The sequence below is a fragment of the Pseudomonas sp. B1-22 genome (genome assembly GCF_050474425.1).
In the GTDB taxonomy this organism is placed as follows: Bacteria; Pseudomonadota; Gammaproteobacteria; order Pseudomonadales; family Pseudomonadaceae; genus Pseudomonas.
The window spans coordinates 492,740-513,899 of sequence record NZ_JBCHVH010000003.1 but is presented as its reverse complement, the minus strand read 5'-3'; the positions used below and the strand labels follow the sequence as shown (position 1 = coordinate 513,899).

General features: G+C 64.8%; 18 protein-coding genes, 2 tRNA genes and 1 pseudogene. 3 read left to right on the top strand and 18 right to left on the bottom strand.

Annotated elements, in window-relative coordinates:
• Positions 1-97 precede the first annotated feature (97 nt).
• Entirely contained in the window at positions 98-1,969 is a 1,872-nt protein-coding gene (locus tag ACQ5BL_RS14255; RefSeq protein WP_243804429.1) for a GGDEF domain-containing protein, read from the top strand.
• Here the strand turns inward: ACQ5BL_RS14255 and alr are convergent, their stop codons facing one another.
• The 8 genes from alr to rnr form a co-directional block, all read right to left on the bottom strand.
• A complete protein-coding gene (gene alr / locus ACQ5BL_RS14250) occupies positions 1,970-3,046 on the bottom strand; it encodes an alanine racemase (protein ID WP_243804427.1) in 1,077 nt (358 codons plus the stop codon).
• Between the two features lie 68 nt (positions 3,047-3,114).
• Entirely contained in the window at positions 3,115-4,509 is a 1,395-nt protein-coding gene (gene dnaB / locus ACQ5BL_RS14245) for a replicative DNA helicase (RefSeq protein WP_207882325.1), read from the bottom strand.
• 127 nt (positions 4,510-4,636) lie between these two features.
• The gene (rplI, locus tag ACQ5BL_RS14240) at positions 4,637-5,083 is read right to left on the bottom strand and encodes a 50S ribosomal protein L9 (RefSeq protein WP_015479134.1); all 447 of its coding nucleotides are present in this window, start codon (positions 5,081-5,083) and stop codon (positions 4,637-4,639) included.
• A 21-nt stretch (positions 5,084-5,104) separates the two neighbouring features.
• A complete protein-coding gene (locus ACQ5BL_RS14235) occupies positions 5,105-5,974 on the bottom strand; it encodes a hypothetical protein (RefSeq protein ID WP_243804425.1) in 870 nt (289 codons plus the stop codon).
• A gap of 34 nt (positions 5,975-6,008) precedes the next feature.
• Positions 6,009-6,239: a 30S ribosomal protein S18 gene (rpsR, locus tag ACQ5BL_RS14230; RefSeq protein ID WP_003095634.1), complete on the bottom strand. Its 231-nt coding sequence runs from the start codon at positions 6,237-6,239 to the stop codon at positions 6,009-6,011.
• Positions 6,240-6,268: 29 nt separating this feature from the next.
• Positions 6,269-6,685, bottom strand: coding sequence for a 30S ribosomal protein S6 (gene rpsF / locus ACQ5BL_RS14225; protein WP_054906367.1), 417 nt, complete (start codon positions 6,683-6,685; stop codon positions 6,269-6,271).
• Between the two features lie 281 nt (positions 6,686-6,966).
• Positions 6,967-7,719, bottom strand: coding sequence for a 23S rRNA (guanosine(2251)-2'-O)-methyltransferase RlmB (rlmB, locus tag ACQ5BL_RS14220; protein ID WP_430293171.1), 753 nt, complete (start codon positions 7,717-7,719; stop codon positions 6,967-6,969).
• On the bottom strand, positions 7,716-10,481 hold the full coding sequence (gene rnr / locus ACQ5BL_RS14215) for a ribonuclease R (RefSeq protein ID WP_243804423.1): 2,766 nt from the start codon (positions 10,479-10,481) through the stop codon (positions 7,716-7,718). The genes rlmB and rnr overlap by 4 nt, the downstream gene beginning before the upstream one ends.
• Before the next feature lie 205 nt (positions 10,482-10,686).
• On the opposite strand from rnr, the gene ACQ5BL_RS14210 reads away from it, so the two are divergent.
• Both ACQ5BL_RS14210 and ACQ5BL_RS14205 read left to right on the top strand, forming a co-directional pair.
• Positions 10,687-10,773 (top strand) — tRNA-Leu (locus tag ACQ5BL_RS14210).
• Positions 10,774-10,919: 146 nt separating this feature from the next.
• Positions 10,920-11,006 (top strand) — tRNA-Leu (locus ACQ5BL_RS14205).
• A 156-nt stretch (positions 11,007-11,162) separates the two neighbouring features.
• Here ACQ5BL_RS14205 and ACQ5BL_RS14200 read toward each other — a convergent pair.
• The 10 genes and pseudogenes from ACQ5BL_RS14200 to miaA form a co-directional block, all read right to left on the bottom strand.
• Positions 11,163-12,047 carry a methyl-accepting chemotaxis protein gene (locus ACQ5BL_RS14200; protein ID WP_430293182.1) on the bottom strand — a complete coding sequence of 295 codons (885 nt, stop codon included), beginning with the start codon at positions 12,045-12,047 and terminating at the stop codon, positions 11,163-11,165.
• Positions 12,021-12,218: pseudogene (locus tag ACQ5BL_RS14195) on the bottom strand (HAMP domain-containing protein); the annotation flags it as partial. The gene ACQ5BL_RS14200 and the pseudogene ACQ5BL_RS14195, both read right to left, overlap by 27 nt.
• 1,023 nt (positions 12,219-13,241) lie before the next feature.
• A complete protein-coding gene (locus ACQ5BL_RS14190) occupies positions 13,242-14,537 on the bottom strand; it encodes an adenylosuccinate synthase (RefSeq protein ID WP_207882315.1) in 1,296 nt (431 codons plus the stop codon).
• A gap of 66 nt (positions 14,538-14,603) precedes the next feature.
• Positions 14,604-15,782 (bottom strand): ATP phosphoribosyltransferase regulatory subunit, encoded by a 1,179-nt coding sequence (locus ACQ5BL_RS14185; RefSeq protein WP_207882313.1) that lies wholly within the window; start codon positions 15,780-15,782, stop codon positions 14,604-14,606.
• A gap of 31 nt (positions 15,783-15,813) precedes the next feature.
• Positions 15,814-15,999, bottom strand: coding sequence for a DUF2065 domain-containing protein (locus ACQ5BL_RS14180; protein ID WP_037012084.1), 186 nt, complete (start codon positions 15,997-15,999; stop codon positions 15,814-15,816).
• Positions 16,000-16,340: 341 nt separating this feature from the next.
• Positions 16,341-17,210, bottom strand: a complete 870-nt coding sequence (gene hflC, locus ACQ5BL_RS14175) for a protease modulator HflC (protein WP_207882311.1) — start codon at positions 17,208-17,210, stop codon at positions 16,341-16,343.
• Positions 17,210-18,382, bottom strand: a complete 1,173-nt coding sequence (gene hflK, locus ACQ5BL_RS14170) for an FtsH protease activity modulator HflK (protein ID WP_243804418.1) — start codon at positions 18,380-18,382, stop codon at positions 17,210-17,212. The genes hflC and hflK overlap by 1 nt, the downstream gene beginning before the upstream one ends.
• Positions 18,383-18,477: 95 nt before the next feature.
• On the bottom strand, positions 18,478-19,779 hold the full coding sequence (gene hflX / locus ACQ5BL_RS14165) for a ribosome rescue GTPase HflX (protein ID WP_207882307.1): 1,302 nt from the start codon (positions 19,777-19,779) through the stop codon (positions 18,478-18,480).
• Positions 19,780-19,791: 12 nt separating this feature from the next.
• Complete coding sequence (hfq, locus tag ACQ5BL_RS14160) at positions 19,792-20,040, bottom strand: RNA chaperone Hfq (RefSeq protein ID WP_015479145.1); 249 nt, start codon at positions 20,038-20,040, stop codon at positions 19,792-19,794.
• A gap of 105 nt (positions 20,041-20,145) precedes the next feature.
• Entirely contained in the window at positions 20,146-21,108 is a 963-nt protein-coding gene (miaA, locus tag ACQ5BL_RS14155) for a tRNA (adenosine(37)-N6)-dimethylallyltransferase MiaA (RefSeq protein WP_243804415.1), read from the bottom strand.
• Between the last annotated feature and the right edge of the window lie 52 nt (positions 21,109-21,160).

The following is a 21,160-nucleotide window of genomic DNA, read 5'->3' as shown; positions in this document are numbered from 1 at the left end:
CCGCGGGCGCTCGCTCGCCAGTGCCATCATATGGCTATACTCCAGCCACCATCCGCAGTAGGTGCCGGGATACCCCAAGGCACAGGGAGTGCGTGCCGTGCGTCATGTTTTCGTGCTGGTGCTCGCGCTGCTGGTCGGCCAGGCCGCCGCAGTCGAGCTGGACTCATATGCCAGTGGCACCTGGCTCAATGGCAGCCTGGAACTCCTCGAGGATCGCAGCGGCGGGCTGTCGTTCGACGAGGTGCAGCGCAGCCGCGACTTCGTTCCGGCCAATGGCCGCACCAGCGTCGGCCAGAGTTCCAGCACCTGGTGGCTGCGCCTGGACCTCGACCGCCGGCAGACGCCGCCCGGCGGCTGGTGGCTGGAAGTGGACGCGGTCAACCTCAAGGACCTGCGCCTGTACCTGCCCGACGAACAGGGGCGCTACGTCGAACGCCTCTCCGGCGAATCGGTGCCCTTCTCCGCCGGCCGCGACCGTGGCTACCGGCGTCCGGTATTCCACCTGCCCGAGGGCGCCGGACCGCTGCGGCTCTACCTGCGCACCTATGATCCCGCCGGCAACTCCTTCCCGCTGCGCGTCTGGTCACTGGACGACCTGCAGGACCACCGCGCCGACACCAACCTGTTCCTTGGCGTAGTCTATGGCCTGATCACAGCGCTGCTGTTGTACAACCTGTTCATCCTGCTGACCCTGCACGACCGCGCCTATCTCTGGTACGTACTGACCACCGCCGCGGCGCTGCTGTTCAGCCTCGGCATGACCGGCCACGGCTTCAAGTACCTCTGGCCCGAGCACGCCGTGCCCTGGTGGCTGGACCGCATCACCCTGCCCTCGCTCTGGGGGCTGTGCGTGCACCGCTTCACCATCACCCTGCTGCAGACCCGCCGGCACGTGCGCTGGGCGCACCACCTGCTGAACCTGAACTGTGTCTTGTACCTGCTCACCATCCTCCTCGGCGCACTGCAGCTACGCGGCGCCGCCAGCTGGATGCTGGTGGTGGTCACCCTTATCGGTGTACCGGCAGCCTTGGGCGCGGCGCTGACGCGCTGGCGCCAAGGCTCCCTGCCCGCCTTCCTCTACCTGCTCGGCTTCGGCCTGGTGCTCGGCAGCGTGAGCATCTCGGTGATGCGCGCCCTGGCCGTGGTGCAACCGCAACCGACGACCACCTACATCTTCCCGATCGCCGTCGCCATGGAGTCGGTGCTCTTCTCCTTCGCCCTCACCTCGCGCATCCGCAGCCTCAAGCGCGAGCGTGCGCAGGCCGTGGAACAGGCCAACCGGGAAAAGAACGCGCGCCTCTCCATGATGCAGAGCGCGCAGCAGGACCTGGCCAAGGCCGTCGCCGAACGCACCGCCGAACTGACCCAGAGCAACCAGCTGCTGCGCGAACGCGAAGCCCAGCTGCAACACGCGGCGCACTACGACCCCTTGACCGGCCTGCCCAACCGCCGCTTCCTGGTCGAACACGCCGAACAGGCGCTGGAGCGCGCCCAGCAGAACGGCGAGACCCTGGCGCTGATGCTGATCGACCTCGATCACTTCAAACCGATCAACGACACCCACGGCCACGATGCCGGCGACTTCATGCTGCAGAGCGTCGGGCACCGCCTGCGCCAGTGCGTGCGCGCCAGCGATTGCGTGGCGCGGCTGGGTGGTGATGAGTTCGCCGCCCTGATTGCCGGCCCGGATGCCGAAGGCCACGCCCGCGAAATCGCCAGGCGCCTGCTCAACGAGCTGTCACGCCCGGTGCAGTTCGACACGCTCGAACTGCGCATCACCCCCAGCATCGGCGTCGCCATCTATCCGAGCCACGCGATGCAGTTCAGCAAGCTGTACAAGGCCGCCGACCAGGCGCTGTATGACGTGAAGGGCAATGGTCGGGCGAGCTATGCCATCGCCAACGAAGGTGCCGGCGAAGGCAGCGAACTCTGGCAGGACAGCAGCCAGACCTCGGAGGACCGCGTCTGATCAGCTGCAGTAGCGGCGTGGTACGCGCGCGGTGACCTTGGTCAGCAGCTCGTAGCCGATGGTCCCGGCATGGCTCGCCACCTCGTCCACCGGGAGATTCGCCCCCCACAGCTCGACCGGATCGCCGACTGCGGCATCGGGCAGATCGGTGAGGTCGACGGCCAGCATGTCCATCGACACCCGGCCCGCCAGCGGCACTCGCTGTCCGCGCACCAGCACCGGGGTTCCGCTCGGCGCATGACGCGGGTAACCGTCGGCATAGCCGCAGCTCACCGTGCCGATGCGCGACGGGCGCTGCGCCACCCAGGCCGCGCCATAACCGACGCTTTCCCCCGCCTGCACCTCACGCACGGCGATCAACTGTGCTTCCAGGCTCATCGCCGGGCGCAGGCCCAGTTCGGCCGCGCCGATGTCGGCGAAGGGTGTGGCGCCGTAGAGCATGATGCCGGGGCGAATCCAGTCCATGTGGGCGGCGGGAATGGTCAGCACGGCGGCGGAGTTGGCCAGGGAGCGCAGGTCGAAGTCCAGGTCGAGCACACTGAGGAAGCAGGCCACCTGGTCTTCGGTCAGGTCGTCACCGCGCAGGTCGGCGTTGGCGAAGTGGCTCATCAGGTTCAGGTCGGCCACTTGCGGCGCCTGGCGCAAACGCGAGTGCCAGTCACGCAGTGCCTCCGGCGAGAAGCCCAGGCGGTGCATGCCGGAATCCAGCTTCATCCAGACGTTCAACGCGCTCGGCAGTAGCGCGGCGAGCAGTGCCTGGGCCTGCTCCGGCCCCTGCACCGCCACATCCAGGCGCAGCTGTGCGGCGATCAGGTATTCGTTCGGTTCGAAGCAGCCTTCCAGCAGCAGGATGCGGGCATCAGCGTGCAGCGCGCGTACTTCCGCGGCTTCCTCCAGGCAGGCCACGGCAAAGCCATCGGCCTCGTCGTGCAGGCTGCTGACCACCTCCCGCGCACCATGCCCGTAGGCATTCGCCTTGACCACCGCGAACGCCTGGCGGCCCGGCGCGCAGCGCTTGGCGACGGCGTAGTTGTGGCGGATGGCGGAAAGATCGACGGTGGCGACGAGCGGGCGCATGGCGGACTCTGAAAAAGAAACGGGCGTCCATTTTAAGACGCCCGTCCGTCATGCGATATGTGGCCAGGTCACTCGTCTTCGAAGTTGTACATGCCGGGCGCGAGGTTCTCGAAGCGGCTGTAGCGACCGAGGAAGGCCACGCGCACGGTGCCGATGGGACCGTTACGCTGCTTGCCGATGATGATTTCGGCGACGCCCTTGAACTCGGTCTCCGGGTGATACACCTCGTCGCGGTAGACGAACATGATCACGTCGGCGTCCTGCTCGATCGCTCCGGATTCACGCAGGTCCGAGTTCACCGGGCGTTTGTTGGGACGCTGTTCCAGCGAGCGGTTGAGCTGCGAGAGCGCCACCACCGGGCAGTTGAATTCCTTTGCCAGCGCCTTGAGCGAGCGGGAAATCTCGGAAATCTCGTTGGTACGGTTGTCGCCGGCGGAACCGGGAATCTGCATCAGCTGCAGGTAGTCGACCATGATCAGGCCGATCTCGCCGTGTTCGCGGGCCAGGCGGCGGGTCCGCGCACGCATTTCCGAGGGCGAGATACCGGCGGTATCGTCGATGAACAGCTTGCGGTCGTTGAGCAGGTTCACCGCCGAGGTCAGGCGCGGCCAATCCTCGTCATCCAGCTTGCCCGCACGCACCTTGGTCTGGTCGATGCGGCCGAGCGACGCGAGCATACGCATCACGATGGAGTCGGAGGGCATCTCCAGGGAGTACACCAGGATCGCCTTGTCGGTGCGCATCAGGGCGTTCTCCACCAGGTTCATGGCGAAGGTGGTCTTACCCATGGACGGACGGCCAGCGACGATCACCAGGTCGGCGGGCTGCAGGCCGCTGGTCTTTTCATCGAGGTCGGTGAAGCCGGTGGAAATCCCGGTCAGCGCCTCGCTGGTGTTGAACAGGTAGTCGATGCGATCGATGGTCTTGACCAGGATGTCGCTGATCCCCACCGGGCCGCCGGTCTTGGGTCGCGCTTCGGCGATCTCGAAGATCTTGCGCTCGGCTTCGTCGAGCACTTCGTTGGCGCTGCGCCCTTCCGGGTTGAAGGCGCTGTCGGCGATATCGCTGCTGATGCCGATCAGCTGCCGCAGCGTGGCGCGCTCGCGGATGATGTTCGCGTACGCCTTGATGTTGGCCACCGAAGGAGTGTTCTTCGCCAGTTCGGCGAGGTAGGCAAGGCCGCCCACCTGGGACAGCTGGCCCTCGCGTTCGAGCATCTCGGAGAGGGTCACCACGTCGATCGGCTGGTTGCCCTCGGCGAGCTTGTACACGGCACGGAAGATCAGGCGATGGTCATGGCGGTAGAAGTCGCCGTCGGATACGGCGTCCGACACCCGCTCCCACGCATTGTTGTCGAGCATCAGGCCACCCAGCACCGCCTGTTCGGCTTCGATCGAGTGCGGCGGCACCTTGAGGGAAGCGGTCTGCAGGTCGTATTGCTCGGGGACGGTGATGTCGTTCATGGGCTCTTCGTATTGAGTGAAACGGCGGAAAAAACAAAGGGCACGGACCGAGGATCGGCACCGTGCCCATTGTTAGCGGACAGCTTCGCACAGGCAAGCCGTGCGAAACGTCCTAGCGACGGATCGCTTACTCGGCGACTACAACCACGTGCAGGGTTGCATCAACATCCATGTGCAGTTGCACTTCGATGTTGTATTCGCCTACAGCGCGCAGGGCGCCGTCGGGCAGGCGAACTTCGCTCTTTTCCAGCGGGTAGCCGGCAGCCGAAACGGCGTCGGCGATGTCGCGGGTGCCGATCGAACCGAACAGTTTGCCTTCGTCGCCAGCGTGGGCGCCGATGGTCACGATCAGTTCGGCCAGTTGGGCAGCACGAGCTTCAGCAGCGGCTTTCTTCTCAGCAGCGGCTTTTTCCAGCTCTGCACGGCGCTCTTCGAAAGCAGCGACGTTGGCAGCGGTGGCAGCGGTGGCTTTGCCCTGCGGCAGCAGGTAGTTACGGGCGTAACCGCCCTTTACGTTCAGCTTGTCGCCCAGGTTGCCCAGTTTGGCGATCTTTTCCAGCAGGATGACTTCCATTTGAGTCTTACCTCTTAACTTTTAACCTTCACCGTTCGCAGCTTTCTGGCGCTTCGCCAGACGACCGCGAAAATCAAACAGACTGTCGACCACGGCGACAAGACAGATCACATTGCCCAGTACGAATACCAGCAGGTACAGCGGTGCCAGCCAGAAGCCCGGAAGCTTCTTCAGCGCAACCAGCCCGTGGCCCAGTGCGATCCCGGCGAACAGCAGCGGGATCATGCACAGCGGCGCCAGCATGGTGGCTGCGGGACCTGCGAAGGGCAGAGCCACGACGCCGACCAGCAGCGCGATAGCCGTGCCCGGCGACAGGCGCAGTGCGCGGAACTCGCGGCCAAACCCTTCCGGGTTGTACAGCACTGCTTGCCAATAACGCGCCAGCATCAGGCACATCAGGCTGATCGTCTGCAGCGAGGCAGCCATCAGGCCGGTGATGGTCGGAACCATCTCCGCCTGCAGGGCGGCCAACTGTTCCGGCGAAAGCTTGGCTTCGGCCAGAATCTGCGGCAGTGCCTTGCCGAACGCTTCGGCAAGAGCAGAGACCAACCCGGCCGACACCGTGCTGAGCAGCAGCACGAACACCGCACCGAGCACAACGCTCGCCAGCATCACCTGGTTCCAGGACACCTTGCTGCGCAGAACCTGCGCCAGCACGGCACTACCCACCAGAACCAGACTCACGCTGGGGTCACCCAGGTACCACCAGGCCAGTGCCGGAAGCAGCGCCCAGCCCAGGATGCCAAAGGCATCGCTGGCGCCACGGCGCAACAGCACCAGACTGCCTGCTGCGGCACCGAGCCAGAACAACGGCTGCAGTACCGCGGCTGCGACGACCACCAGGGTCGCCTGCATGCGGCCTCGCATGACAAATTCAGCCAATGCGCGCATGCGATCTATCCATCAATCCCAGTCGACTGCCCGATCAACGGCCGTGGCTGTCGGTGTAGGGAAGCAGGGCCAGGTAGCGGGCGCGCTTGATAGCGGTCGCCAGCTGACGCTGGTACTTGGCCTTGGTGCCGGTGATGCGGCTCGGAACGATCTTGCCGGTTTCGGAAACGTAGGCCTTCAGGGTGTTGAGATCCTTGTAATCGATCTCTTTCACGCCTTCAGCGGTGAAACGGCAGAACTTACGACGACGGAAGAAACGTGCCATGTGTGTGGCTCCTCAATACTGGTCCGGGATTACTCGTCAGCGCTGTCGCGGCTATCTTCGCCGTCAGCGGACTCGCCCTCGTTCGATTCGGGACGCTCACGGCGCTCGCGGCGCTCGTTGCGGCTCTCTTCGGCCTTCAGCATTTCGGACTGGCCGGTAACGGCTTCGTCGCGACGGATGACCATGTTACGGATCACGGCGTCGTTGTAGCGGAAGTTGTCTTCCAGCTCTGCCAGGGCCTTGGCGGTGCACTCGACGTTCATCAGAACGTAGTGAGCCTTGTGCACGTTGTTGATGGCGTAAGCCAGCTGACGACGGCCCCAGTCTTCCAGACGGTGGACTTTGCCGCCGTCTTCTTCGATGGCCTTGGTGTAACGCTCGACCATGCCACCGACTTGTTCGCTCTGGTCCGGGTGAACCAGGAACACGATTTCGTAATGACGCATAAATGCTCCTTACGGATTGCAGCCTGCCGACGAAGCGGTCAGGCAAGGAGTGAATGATTTTTACCTTGCCGCTCGGAAGGACGCGCAAACGCCTGCCCGGACGACAAGGGCCGACATTCTAGAGAAGGGGGGAAGGTGGCGCAAGGAAATTGACGATTATTTGAACAGCAGGCGCAACGACAGGCCTGCAGGAGCGAGCTTGCTCGCGAACCGGGCAAGCTCGGAGCCGGCACCGTTCGCGAGCAAGAACTGGGCATCCCCCTCGCTCCTACGAAAAGAAGCTAGGCGCCGGCCTTGAGCTGGCGCTGGCGGACGATCTCGAACAGGCACACGCCGGTGGCCACCGAGACGTTCAGGCTGCTGACGCTACCCTGCATCGGCAGCTTGGCCAGGTAGTCGCAATGCTCGCGGGTCAGGCGGCGCATGCCCTTGCCCTCGGCGCCCATCACCAGCACGGTCGGCCCGGTGAGGTCGAGTTCATAGAGCATCTGGGTCGCCTCGCCGGCAGTGCCGACGATCCACAGGCCACGCTGCTGGAGTTTCTCCAGGGTGCGCGCGAGGTTGGTCACGGCCACCAGCGGGATCACCTCGGCGGCACCGCAGGCGACTTTACGCACGGTGGCGTTGAGGGTGGCGGACTTGTCCTTCGGCACGATGACCGCCAGCGCGCCCGCCGCATCGGCGGTGCGCAGGCAAGCGCCGAGGTTGAGCGGGTCGGTCACGCCGTCCAGCGCCAGCAGCAGCGCCGGACCGGAAGAGCGCTCCAGCAGCTCCTCCAGCATGTTCTCGCCCCACACCTGGCTCGGGCTGACCTCGGCGACCACCCCCTGGTGCACCCCTTCAGCCCACTCGTCCAGCTCCTTGCGGTCGCGCGTGCCCACCGGCACGCGCACCTGACCGGCCAGCTCAACCAGCGCCTGGACGCGCGGGTCATGCCGGCCTTCAGCCAGCCACAGCTGCTTGACCCGCTTGGGGTGATGGCGCAGCAACGCTTCTACGGCATGAACCCCGTAGACCTTTTCCCACTGACTCATTTCTTCGCCTTACGCTTGCTGGCCGGAGCGCCGCCAGTACCGCCCGCCTTGGGCGCGGAGGAGCCCTTGCGATGCTTGGTCGGCTTGGCAGACCGGGCTTTCTGTTTCGAAGGATTGCGCGGCTTGCCGGCGGCGGGTGCCCCTTTGCCGTTACCCTTGCCTTGGCCGGCGACCGGTTTCTTGCCACCGACCTTGGCTTCGTCGAGCAGCGCCTTCTTCACCTCGCGGCTCTTGCGCACATCGGTATTGCCGAGCAGCTCATCCGCCTTGGCCAGCATTTCCGGCGCGACCGAGGGCAACGCCTGGACTACGCCGACCTTGCGCTTGCGCGGCTGGCTGGAGGGCGCCACGGCCACGTCGGGCGCGAAGAACGGATCGTCGGCGAAATCGCGCTTGGGCTTGGCCGGTCGTTCCTGCACCGGAGCGCCACGACCCACCTTGCCTTTGCCTGCCTTGCCGCCCGCCACCTTACCCTTCACGGGCTCGGCTTTTTCGCCGCGTTTCTTGCGGCCGATGGGCGCGCTGAGCACGTTGTCGGACAGCTCGAAGTCGATCTTGCGCTCGTCCAGGTCGACGCGTGCCACCACGACTTCCACGGTATCGCCGAGACGGAAGCTGCGGCCGGTACGCTCGCCAGCGAGGCGGTGATGTACGGCGTCGAAGTGGTAGTAGTCACCCGGTAGCGCAGTGACGTGGACCAGGCCTTCGACATAGATGTCAGTCAACTCGACGAAGATGCCGAAGCCGGTCACCGCCGTGATCACGCCGGGGAAGGTCTCGCCCACGCGCTCGCGCATGAACTCGCACTTCAGCCAGTTGGTGACATCGCGGGTCGCCTCGTCGGCGCGGCGCTCGGTCATCGAGCACTGCTCGCCCAGCTGGGCAAGGCGGGCTTCGTCATACGGATAGATGCGCGCCTTCGGCATGCTGGCGGCGCCGACGCGCTGCACGTGCTCGGAGGCCGCCTTGGAGCGGATCAGGCCACGGATGGCGCGGTGAGTCAGCAGGTCCGGATAACGGCGGATCGGCGAAGTGAAGTGGGTATACGCCTCGTAGTTCAGGCCGAAGTGGCCGGCGTTCTCCGGGCTGTACACCGCCTGGCTCAGGGAGCGCAGCATCACGGTCTGGATCAGTTGCAGGTCCGGTCGGCCCTGGATGGACTCCAGCAGTTTCTGGTAGTCCGCCGGGGTCGGATCGCCCTTGCCGCGATACAGCGTCAGCCCCAGTTCGCCGAGGAACTGGCGCAGGTTGTTCAGCTTCTCCTGCGGCGGACCATCGTGGACGCGGTACAGCGCCGGGATCGCATGCTTCTCCAGGAACTTCGCAGTGGCGACGTTGGCCGCCAGCATGCACTCCTCGATCAGCTTGTGCGCATCGTTGCGCTGGGTCGGGCGGATTTCCGAGATCTTGCGGTCCGCGCCGAAGACGATGCGGGTTTCCTGGGTCTCGAAATCAATCGCCCCACGTACGTGGCGCGCGCCAACGAGAACCTTGTACAGGTCATAAAGGGTGTTCAGGTGCGGCACCACCGCCGGCAGCTGCTCCTTCAGGCGCTGGCCTTCTGGGCTGTCCGGGGTTTCCAGGTACTGGCTGACCTTGGTGTAGGTCAGGCGCGCATGGGAATGAATGACCGCCTCGTAGAACTGGTAGTCGGTCATCTTGCCGGCCTTGGAGAGATTCATCTCGCAGACCATGGCCAGGCGATCGACCAGCGGATTCAGGGAGCACAGGCCGTTGGAGAGGATCTCCGGCAGCATCGGGATGACGCGCTCGGGGAAGTACACCGAGTTGCCGCGCTTGGCCGCCTCTTCATCCAGGGCCGAACCGACCTTCACATAATGAGAGACGTCGGCGATGGCGACGAACAGCTTCCAGCCGCCGCCCTTGCGCTTCTCGGCGTAGACCGCATCGTCGAAGTCGCGGGCATCCTCGCCGTCGATGGTGACGAAAGGCAGGGCGCGCAGGTCGACGCGCTTCTCCTTGTCCTTCTCCAGCACTTCGGGCTTGAGCTTGGCCGCTTCCTTCTCCACTGCCTCGGGCCAGGTGTGGGGAATATCGTAGCTGCGCAGCGCGACTTCGATCTCCATGCCCGGCGCCATGTAGTCGCCGAGCACTTCCACCACCTCACCCTGGGCCTGGCGATGCACGTTCGGCCAGACGTCGATGCGCACCTGGACGAACTGGTTGTGCTTGGCCTTGCCAGCCTTCCCCGGCGGGATCAGCACTTCCTGCTGGATCTTCGGGTTGTCGGCGACCACTGTGCCAATGCCGCTCTCGTCGAAGTAGCGCCCCACGATGGTCTCGTGGGCGCGTTCGACCACTTCTACTATGGCGCCTTCGCGGCGACCCCGGCGATCGAAGCCCGACACGCGCGCCAGGGCGCGGTCGCCGTCGAACACCAGGCGCATCTGCGTCGGGCTGAGGAACAGGTCGTCACTGCCGTCATCGGGAATCAGGAAGCCGAAGCCGTCGCGGTGGCCGGCGATGCGGCCGAGGATCAGGTCGAGCTTGTCCACCGGCGCGTAGGCGCCACGGCGGGTATAGATAAGCTGGCCGTCGCGCTCCATGGCGCGCAGTCGGCGGCGCAATGCTTCTTCCGGTTCTTCGCCGGAGAGGCCGAGTTCGTCCATCAACTGGGACCGCGTCGCGGGTGCACCGCGCTCGGCAAGGTGCGCCAGGATGAGTTCACGGCTGGGGATGGGGTTGTCGTATTTTTCCGCCTCGCGGGCGGCCTCGGGATCGAGGTTTTGCCAATCGGCCATTAAAGTGAGGTCACCTTATCTATATAGGGATGGTTCGCCATCTGCTTATTGAAGCGCGAAATCCGCTCGTCGGTCAGCTTTGGGCACGAATAAATTTTTTATCGCATCAGGGGTTTACAAGCGAAACCTGGCTCCGTATAGTTCGCGCCCACAGCGTCAGACAGACGTTGTAACACGGAAGCGATGAGCGATCATCACATCCAGTGCCCAGGTGGCGGAATTGGTAGACGCACTAGGTTCAGGTCCTAGCGGTGGCAACACCGTGGAAGTTCGAGTCTTCTCCTGGGCACCACTTATTCAAGGGTAAAGTCAGTCGATGACAGGCTTTATCACGGCGGGTTCGGAACCCTGATAACCGAACGATAGACCGCCCGATGCAACCAAGGGTTGCATCACCGCAAGACGATGAGCGATCATCGCACCCATGCTGAAAAGCATGCCCAGGTGGCGGAATTGGTAGACGCACTAGGTTCAGGTCCTAGCGGTGGCAACACCGTGGAAGTTCGAGTCTTCTCCTGGGCACCATCTTCAACGAAAAAGCCGAGCACTGCTCGGCTTTTTCGTTTTCGGCTTTCCGCCTTTCCAGGGACGTCAAACCTGGCGTAGTCCGCGATGGTATCCGGCGCGATGCGGACCTATCGCGGACGGAGTCCGCTCCTACGAAAAATTTCCAGCGCTCCTTCAGGCCTTGAACTGCCCCAGGCTGGCGCGCAACTGGCCGGCCAGGCCATCGAGCACCCGCCCGCTGCTGGCGGTCGCACTCACCGCTTCCGCTGCGCGGCTCGCCTCGGCATGGATCACCTCGACCCGCCCGCGCACTGCCGCGGCGCCGGCCGCCTGCTGTTGCGCCGAATGGGTTGCCGCCTCGATGGCGCCGTGCACCTCCTCCACCGCGCTCTGCACTTCGCGCTGTAGCCGCTCGCTATCCTGCAGCGCCGCCAGTCCCTGCACCGCCTGCTCGCGAGCCTGCCCGATGGCGGACACCGCCTCACGCGCACCCTCCTGCAGTGCACCGATGTGCGACTGGATATCGCCGGTGGATTGCTGGGTCTTGCTGGCCAGCGCACGCACTTCATCCGCCACCACGGCGAAGCCACGCCCGCTTTCGCCCGCACGCGCCGCCTCGATGGCTGCGTTCAGCGCCAGCAGGTTGGTCTGCTCGGCGATGCCATGGATCACCGAGAGCACCACTTCGATCTGCTCGCTCTGCCGCGCCAGGCGCTCGATCACGGCGGCGCCGTTCTGCACGCGGGACTCCAGGGCTTCGATCAGGCCGCCCACCTTGCGGGCAATGGCGGCATTATCCTGCGCCGCTTTGCGGATCTCGCCGACCCGCGCCAGCGCCGCCTGCATGGAGCGGCTTTCCAGTTCCGCTTCCGCCGCCATCCCGGAGAGCGCTTCCAGGCTGCCGGCCACTTCATTGCGCTGGCGATCCGCCGCCGCTTCGGCACTGGCGCTACGGCTGGCCAGCGCGGCGATTTCGCTGCCGGTCCGCTGCGCCACCTGTCCGGCCTCACGGACGATGGGCTGCAGTTTGTCGACGAAGCGGTTCACCGCCGTCGCCATCTCGCCCAACTCGTCACGGCTATCCAGTTGCACGCGGCGGGTCAGATCGCCCTCCCCGGCTGCCAGGTCATTCAGCGCATCGATCAGCAGGCGCAGGCGATTCACCACACGCCGCCCCAGCACCACCGCGAGGCACAGCAAGACGCCGAGGCCAACCAACAGAAGCCCCATGCCGATACGCCAGCGCAATGTTCCTGCCGCCTCTTCGATGGAGGTTTTGGCACCCTGGCTCATGCCGTCCGCCGCCTGCTTCGCCGATTGCAGGCGCGCCGTGAGCGCTTTGGTGCTGTCGGCCGCGGCGCCGGCCAGGCTATCGCCCACCAACTGGTCACCACTGGCGACCAGGGCGGAGAAGCGCTGATCCAGTGCGGCGATCTGCTTCTCGATGACATCGGTGGAAACGCCCAGGCGCACCGTACCAATGACCACGCCATTGGGGCTGATCGGCACCTCGACGAGGAACACCGAAGCATCATGGCTAGCCGCCTCCAGCACCTTGTCCAGCGCGCGCTCGCCCTTGCCCTTTTCCAGCAGCGCATTGATCCGCACGTCTTCGCGATTGAGATAGCGGGTCAGGTGCTGCCCCTGCGGGTCGTCATAGACCACGAACAGCACATTGGGATTGGCCTGGGCGCGGCGGGCATAGTCGGAGAGCAACGGCACGTCGTTGTCCCACATCGCCCTGGGCGCCACGGCAGCGAGCAACTGCGCCAATTCGGTGGCGGACTGGCGCAGGCTCTGCTCCAGACTCTGGCGCAACTGACCCTGCTCCTCCTCCAGCCGCGCGGAGAGCGCCGAGCCCAGGCGCTCGCGAGTGCGCGCGGAAAGATCGTTCAGCCCGGAGGTCACTTCCCGACCCGCCTGCTCCAGCTCACCGGCCAGACGTTGCGATTCGTTACCCAGGTGCGTGCCGAGGTCGCCGACCAGAGCATCGACGGTGCTGCGGGTGAGCCACAGAGCAATCACCAACTGCACCAGCAGCGCGATCCCCAGGGCAATGAAAGCGGGGCGCAGCAGGCGGCTGCGCAACAGGGACAGGACGGCGGACACGGCGGGCTTCCTCCGGACGTAACGGATGTCTGGCGCGAAAGGCGCCGATCCGATTCACCAGCAAAGCGCGTGCCGCCGCGCAGCGTCGATCCCCTGAAACGACAACGGGCCGCATGAGCGGCCCGTTGCAATGCACAACGCGGATCAGGCGAACGGGTGGCGCAGGACGATGGTCTCGGCGCGATCCGGGCCGGTGGAGATGATGTCGATGGGCGCACCGACCAGCTCCTCGACGCGCTTGATGTAAGCACGAGCATTGGCCGGCAGGCCCTCGAGGGTCTGAACACCCACGGTGGATTCGCTCCAGCCCGGCAGGTCCTCGTAGATCGGCTGCAGGCCGATGTAGCTGTCGGCATCGGTCGGCGCGTCGGTCAGCAGTTCGCCGGCGGCATTCTTGTAGCCGGTACAGATGCGCACGGTTTCCAGGCCGTCGAGAACGTCCAGCTTGGTCAGGCACAGGCCGGACAGGCTGTTGATCTCGATGGCACGACGCAGGATGACGGCGTCGAACCAGCCGCAACGACGGGCACGGCCGGTGGTGGCGCCGAACTCGTGACCAACCTTGGCCAGGTGCGCACCGACGTCATCGAACAGCTCGGTCGGGAACGGGCCGGAACCCACGCGGGTGGTGTAGGCCTTGGTGATACCCAGGATGTAATCCAGGTACAGCGGACCGAAGCCCGAACCGGTAGCGGTGCCGCCAGCGGTGGTGTTGGAGCTGGTGACGAACGGGTAGGTACCGTGGTCGATGTCCAGCAGCGAGCCCTGGGCGCCTTCGAACATGATGTTCTCGCCGCCGCGACGCAGGTCGTGCAGGGTCGAGGTCACGTCGGCCATCAGCGGACGCAGCTCCTCGGCGTAGGCCATGCACTCGTCCAGGGTCTTCTGGAAGTCGACGGCCGGCTCCTTGTAATAGTTCTGCAGGACGAAGTTGTGGTAGTCCAGCAACTCGCCCAGCTTGGCAGCGAAACGCTCACGATGGAACAGGTCGCCCACGCGCAGGCCGCGACGGGCCACTTTATCTTCGTAAGCCGGGCCGATGCCGCGACCGGTGGTGCCGATCTTGGCGTCGCCACGGGCCTTCTCGCGAGCCTGGTCCAGGGCGACGTGGAAGGACAGGATCAGCGGGCAGGACGGGCTGATGCGCAGGCGCTCGCGCACCGGTACACCTTTCTCTTCCAGCTTGGCGATTTCGCGCATCAGCGCATCGGGCGCCAGCACCACGCCGTTGCCGATCAGGCACTGCACGCCTTCGCGCAGGATGCCCGACGGAATCAGGTGCAGAACGGTTTTCTCGCCAGCGACTACCAGGGTGTGACCGGCGTTGTGGCCGCCCTGGTAACGCACCACGGCAGCAGCCTGGTCGGTCAGCAGGTCGACGATCTTGCCTTTGCCCTCATCACCCCACTGGGTGCCCAGGACTACGACATTCTTACCCATAACACTTGTCCCCATCGTGGATGTTCGGTGCCGGCCTCGGCCGGCGGAAACTCGAAGTGGCGCGCCTCAGAGCGCAACCACCTGCCAATTGCCATCGCGAGCCAGCAGTTGCTGGTCGCAGCCCGCTTCGGTAGCCGAAGCCGCATCCTGCCCGGGCAGCGCCTGTACCACGCGCACGCCCTGACGGCGCAGCTGCTGCACCGCCTGCCACAAGCCAGCCCCATCGGCCGGCGCCCAGACTCCGGTGCGCGGCTCGTCGAGCTGGGCGCGGCCGAGAGTGACCAGGGTCTTGAGGTCGGTGGAGAAACCGGTCGCCGGACGTGCGCGGCCGAAGTCGGCGCCGATGTGGTCGTAACGGCCGCCCTGGGCGATGGACTCGCCAACCCCGGGGACGAACGCGGCGAACACCACGCCGGTGTGATAGTGATAGCCGCGCAGCTCGCCGAGATCGAAGTACAGCGGCAGCTGCGGGAAGCGCGCCGCCAGCGAATCGGCGATGGCGGTCAGGTCGGCCAGCGCGGCCTGCACCGGAGCCGGGGCGCCGGCAAGCACTGCACGCGCCTGGTCCAGCACTTCGCGGCTGCCGCACAGCTCGGCCAGCGCACGCAGCATGCCGGAAAGCTCGCCCGGCAGACCCTCGGTCAGCGCGGCGACTTCATCCACGGCCTTGCGTTGCAGGGCGTCGAACAGCAACTGCTCGACTTCGCCGGACAGGCCGGCGGCCTGCGCCAGACCACGGTAGATGCCGACATGGCCGAGGTCCATGTGCACATCCGGCACCTGGGCCATTTCCAGCATGTCGAGCATCAGGCTGATGACTTCGACGTCACCGGCGGAACCGGTATCGCCATAAAGCTCCGCACCCAACTGGATCGGGCTGCGCGAAGTGGCCAGTGCACGCGGGCGGGCATGCAGCACGCTGCCGGCGTAGCACAGCCGGTTCGGGCCTTCGCGACGCAGACTGTGGGCGTCCATGCGGGCGACCTGCGGGGTGATGTCCGCGCGGAAGCCCATCAGGCGGCCGGACGCCGGATCAGTGACCTTGAAGGTACGCAGGTCCAGATCCTGGCCGGCACCGGTCAGCAGGGATTCCAGGTATTCGATATGCGGGGTGACGACGAACTCGTAACCCCAGCGCTGGAACAGATCCAGCACCTGACGGCGGGCTGCTTCAACGCGCGCCGCCTCCGGTGGCAGCACTTCTTCGATCCCATCTGGCAGCAGCCAGCGGTCTACCGTTGCCATGTCGCCTCTCCCCTTTCAGCCGGGCGGCACTTCAATGAATGCAGTAAAGAAGGACGGTGCCGAGCAGCATGCTGCCCAGCCCGATGAGTCTCAGACTGCGGTCGCCCAAACGACCGAGCCCGCTCACGGCGTCGCGCCAACCACGCGGATACAGGAACGGAAGGATGCCTTCCAGCACCAGCAATAGACAGAATGCTTTGCCGAATTCCTGCCACATGGCTCTCGTACATGAATCTAGCGGACGCAAAAAAGCCGGGATTTCCCGGCTGACCCATGATAACACGATTTCTCCGGCGGGCGCTGCCGCCCGCCGGAGAGTTAAAAGGGTCCGTTGATGTTTCGGCGTGAATCGCGTTGCCGCGTCAAATCACGCCAGGCTAGACGAGGGACGACGGTAATGGCCGGCCCTTGCCTAGTCCCGCAACGACGCATGGCGTGATTTGACGCGCAACCCGAAGGGACGAACCCCGTGTTGCGCGGCGCCCGCGCCTCAACATGGCATCGGGACAACTCGCAACACGGGGTTCGGCGCGGTCACGACGAAGCGTCGACGGACCCTTACGGTTTAGCTTTTTCCAGATAACGGAAGAAGTCGTTGCTCGGATCGAGCACCAGCACGTCCTTCTTGTCCGCGAAGCTCTCGCGATAGGCCTTGAGGCTACGGGTGAAGGCATAGAACTCCGGATCGGCGGTGTAGGCCTTGGCGTAGATCGACGCCGCCTTGGCATCGCCGTCACCACGGGTTTCTTCCGCTTCACGATAGGCTTCGGCCAGCAGCACGCGGCGCTGACGGTCGGCGTCGGCACGAATGCCTTCGGCCAGCTCGCGACCCTTGGCACGGTGCTCGCGGGCTTCCCGCTCACGCTCGGTGCTCATGCGCTCGAACACGCTGCGGTTCACTTCCTTCGGCAGGTCGATGGCCTTGACGCGAACATCGATGACCTCGATACCCAACTCCTTCTGCGCCATGCGGTTCAGCGAAGCGGTGATGTCGCCCATCAGCGCATCGCGCTCACCGGAGACCACCTCATGCAGGGTGCGCTTGCCGAACTGGTCACGCAGGCCGGCTTCCAGACGGCGGGACAGACGCTCGTCGGCGATCTGCTTCATGCCGGACGTCGCGGTATAGAAGCGCTCGGCATCGGAGACACGCCACTTGGCGTAGGCGTCGACCATCACCGCTTTCTTCTCCAGCGTCAGGAAGCGCTGGGTCGGCGAATCCAGGGTCAACAGGCGGCCGTCGAACTTGCGCACCTGGTTGACGTACGGAATCTTGAAGTGCAGGCCCGGCTTCACGTCGGCGTCGACCACGCGACCGAAGCGCAGCAGCACGGCGCGCTCGGTCTGCTGGACGACGTAGACGGTGCTCCACAGCGCAACCGCGGCAACGACGGCAGCGATCAGGGCAATCAGAGACTTGTTACTCATCAGCGGCTCTCCCTGGTACGCATGTCACGCTGCTGCAGGTCGTTGGCCACCCGCGAACCGATGTCTTGCGCGCTGCTGGTAGTACTCGGCGTACTGCTCGGGGTTGCCGAACCACGGCCGTCCATCATCTTGTCCAGCGGCAGGTAGATCAGGTTGTTCTGACCCTGCTGGCCGGTTACCAGCACTTTGCTGCTCTGGCTGAGGACATCCTGCATGGTGTCCAGGTACAGACGCTGGCGAGTGACCTCCGGCGCCTTGTGGTATTCGCCGGCCAGCTTGGTGAAGCGATCCGCCTCACCCTGGGCGCGGGCGACCACCTCATCGCGGTAGCCGTTAGCCTCCTCGATGATGCGCTGAGCCTGACCACGAGCCTCGGGCACCACGCCATTGGCATAGGCTTCGGCCTGATTCTTCTCGCGCTGCTCGTCTTCGCGGGCACGGATCACGTCGTCGAACGCTTCCTGCACCTCACGCGGCGCCGCCGCGCTCTGGATGTTCACCTGGGTCACGGAGATGCCGGTCTTGTAGGTGTCCATGAAGCGCTGCAGACGCTCACGCACCTCGGTAGCCATCTGCTCGCGGCCCTCGGTGAGGATCTGGTCCATGGTGGTCGAGCCGGCCACGTGGCGCAGGGCGCTCTCGGTGGCATGCTGCAGGCTGACCTCCGGCTGGTCGACGTTGAGCACGAAGTCCTGCAGGTTGCTGACCTTGTACTGCACGGTCAGCGGAACCTCGACGATGTTCTCGTCCTCGGTGAGCATCTGACCCTGCTTGCTGTAGGCACGCTCGCGGGTGACGTTCTCCTGGAACTTCTTGTCGATCGGCGGGAAGTAGATGTTCAGGCCGGGGCCCACGGTTTCGTGGTACTTGCCGAAGCGCAGGATCACCGCCTGCTCCTGTTCATCCACCACGTAGATGGCGTTGTACAGCCACAGCACGGCGAGGATGCCCAGGCCGATGCCGAACAGCCCCAGGCTGCCGCCCCTGCCGTTACCACCACCGCCGGTACCACTACCACGCTTGGGCTTGCCGAAGATTCCGTTCAGGCTGTCCTGCAGCTTGCGGAAGGCTTCATCCAGATCAGGCGGGCCCTGGCGACCGCCACCACGGCGTCCACCCCAAGGGTCCTGATCGTTCTTGTTCGAGTTGTCACCCGGCTCGTTCCAAGCCATAGCGCTCTCCATCTGATAACGCGAAAACGCGCCTACGGCGCGCCCACCCATGCTACCGAATGCCTCCGCCGCTGCCAAAAGCAGCGTTCCAGGCTTTATTGCAAAGTGTGTTGCGCAATGAACTCCGCCGGCTGCCAGCCTTCACGGCTGACCAGACGGTTCAACTCGACACGCGGCAGGCGAACCTGCAACACGGCGCGTCCTTGCTCGTCATGCCCCTCGGACTGTACCGCACCCAGCTCGAAGAACTGAGCACGAAGCCGCCCCAGGCGCTGCGGAAGGCAGAGCGTTCCCACGAACATGTCCTCCCCCAGCAATTCGGCGATCGCCTGTTCCACCAGCTCCAGTCCGAGCGAATCGCGCGCCGACACCCAGACCCGGACGGGCTTGCCGAGTTCGTCGCGCTGAATCATCGGCTGCATGTCCGGCAGCAGGTCGATCTTGTTGTATACCTCGAGCATCGGCAGCTCATTGGCGCCGATTTCCTGCAGCACCGCCAGCACCTGCTCGATCTGTGCATCGCGTTCGGGCTCGTGGGAGTCGATCACGTGCAGGAGCAGGTCAGAGTTGCTGGATTCTTCCAAGGTAGCCCGAAACGCCTCCACCAGCTTGTGCGGCAGGTGGCGAATGAAGCCCACGGTGTCGGCCAGCACGATCGGCCCGACGTCATCCAGCTCCAGGCGGCGCAGGGTCGGGTCGAGGGTGGCGAACAACTGGTTGGCGGCATAGACCTCGGAGGTGGTCAATGCGTTGAACAGCGTGGACTTGCCGGCGTTGGTGTACCCCACCAGGGACACCGCGGGAATCTCCGCGCGACGACGGCCGCGACGGGCCTGCTCGCGCTGGCTGCGGACCTTTTCCAGGCGCGACTTGATCTGGCGGATACGCCCACGCAGCAAACGGCGGTCGGTTTCCAGCTGGGTTTCACCCGGGCCGCGCAGGCCGATACCGCCCTTCTGGCGCTCAAGGTGAGTCCAGCCGCGCACCAGGCGCGTGCTCATGTGCTCGAGCTGGGCGAGCTCCACCTGCAACTTACCCTCGTGGGTACGTGCACGCTGGGCGAAGATATCGAGGATCAACCCCGTCCGGTCGAGCACGCGACATTCGAGCGCTCGCTCGAGGTTGCGCTCCTGGCTCGGCGTAAGGGTGTGGTTGAAGATGATCAGCTCGACCTTCTCGGCATGGACGAGGTCGTGCAACTCTTCGACCTTGCCGCTGCCGATCAGGTACTTGGCTGAAGGCTGGTGGCGCGAAATGTTGACGAAGGCAACCGATTCCGCACCCGCCGAACGTGCCAGCTCCTGGAACTCCTGCGGGTCTTCGCGCGCCTCGGGGTCCTGACCTTCCAGATGGACCAGAATGGCCCGTTCCCCACCACCCGGGCGCTCAAAGAACAAGGCGGACTCCCGTCAAACGTTGCCCGGCTCGGCCGGCTGGTCACCGCTGGGCAGACGCACCGGACGGCTGGGAACAACAGTGGAAATGGCGTGCTTGTAGACCATCTGGCTGACAGTGTTTTTCAGCAGAATCACGAACTGGTCGAAGGATTCGATCTGGCCCTGCAGCTTGATGCCGTTGACGAGGTAGATGGAAACCGGGACGCGTTCTTTGCGCAGGGTATTGAGGTAAGGGTCTTGTAGCGAATGCCCTTTTGACATATGCCGCACTCCTTGTAAGGGTAAAAAACTGATTTAGTAGTAGTGAATTTGGCTTAGCGCCGTCCTGAACCCCAAGGATAGACGGCCGGAATTAAGGTCTCGAGCCTATATGGAGACCGCCTCAAGGTATTTCAAGGCACGCGGCAAATTGTCGCCTGCCTGGCTGTCCAACCAGTGTAGATGGCTCCAGCTACGCAGCCAGGTGAACTGGCGCTTGGCCAGTTGCCGCGTGGCGATGACGCCGCGCTCCACCATCTCAGCGTAGGACAGTTTGCCCTCGAGGTAATCCCATACCTGTCGGTAACCCACCGCTCGTATGGACGGCAGCCCCGCGTGCAAGTCACCTCTTGCGCGAAGCCGTTCGACCTCGGCGATGAAGCCCTGTTCCAGCATCTGGTCAAAACGTTGCGCGATACGCGCGTGCAGTACCTGGCGCTGCAGAGGCGCAATTGCCAGATGGGCGACAGTATACGGCAATTGCCCGCCGCCTTGCGCGCTGAAACCCGCATTTTCACTCGCCTGGCGCTGGCGATGTGCAGTCATGGACATACCGCTTACGCGGTATACCTCCAGCGCTCGCGTCAGGCGTTGTGGATCGTTCGGATGGATGCGCGCGGCCGACTCCGGGTCAACCCGCGCCAACTCCGCGTGCAGGGCGCCCCAGCCTTCGGCCTCGGCCCAGGCTTCCAGTTCGGCGCGCACCGCCGGGTCGGCGCTGGGCATATCGGCCAGGCCTTCCAGCAATGCCTTGAAATACAACATGGTGCCGCCAACCAGCAGCGGGATCTTCCCGGCCGCAGTGATCTCGGCCATCGCCGCCAGGGCGTCGGCGCGGAACTCCGCCGCCGAATAGGCTTCGCTGGGGTCACGGATATCGATCAGGCGGTGCGGGAACTCGGCCAACACATCGCGGGGCGGCTTGGCGGTGCCGATGTCCATGTCGCGGTAGATCAGCGCCGAGTCCACGCTGATCAGCTCCACCGGCAGCAGGCGCGCCAGCTCCAGCGCCAGGTCGGTCTTGCCGGCGGCGGTGGGGCCCATGAGGAAAATCGCGGGAGGCAGGGACATCGGGAGCTCGTAATTGCGCACTGCTGAATCGTTTGGCGCGCAGTTTACTGCA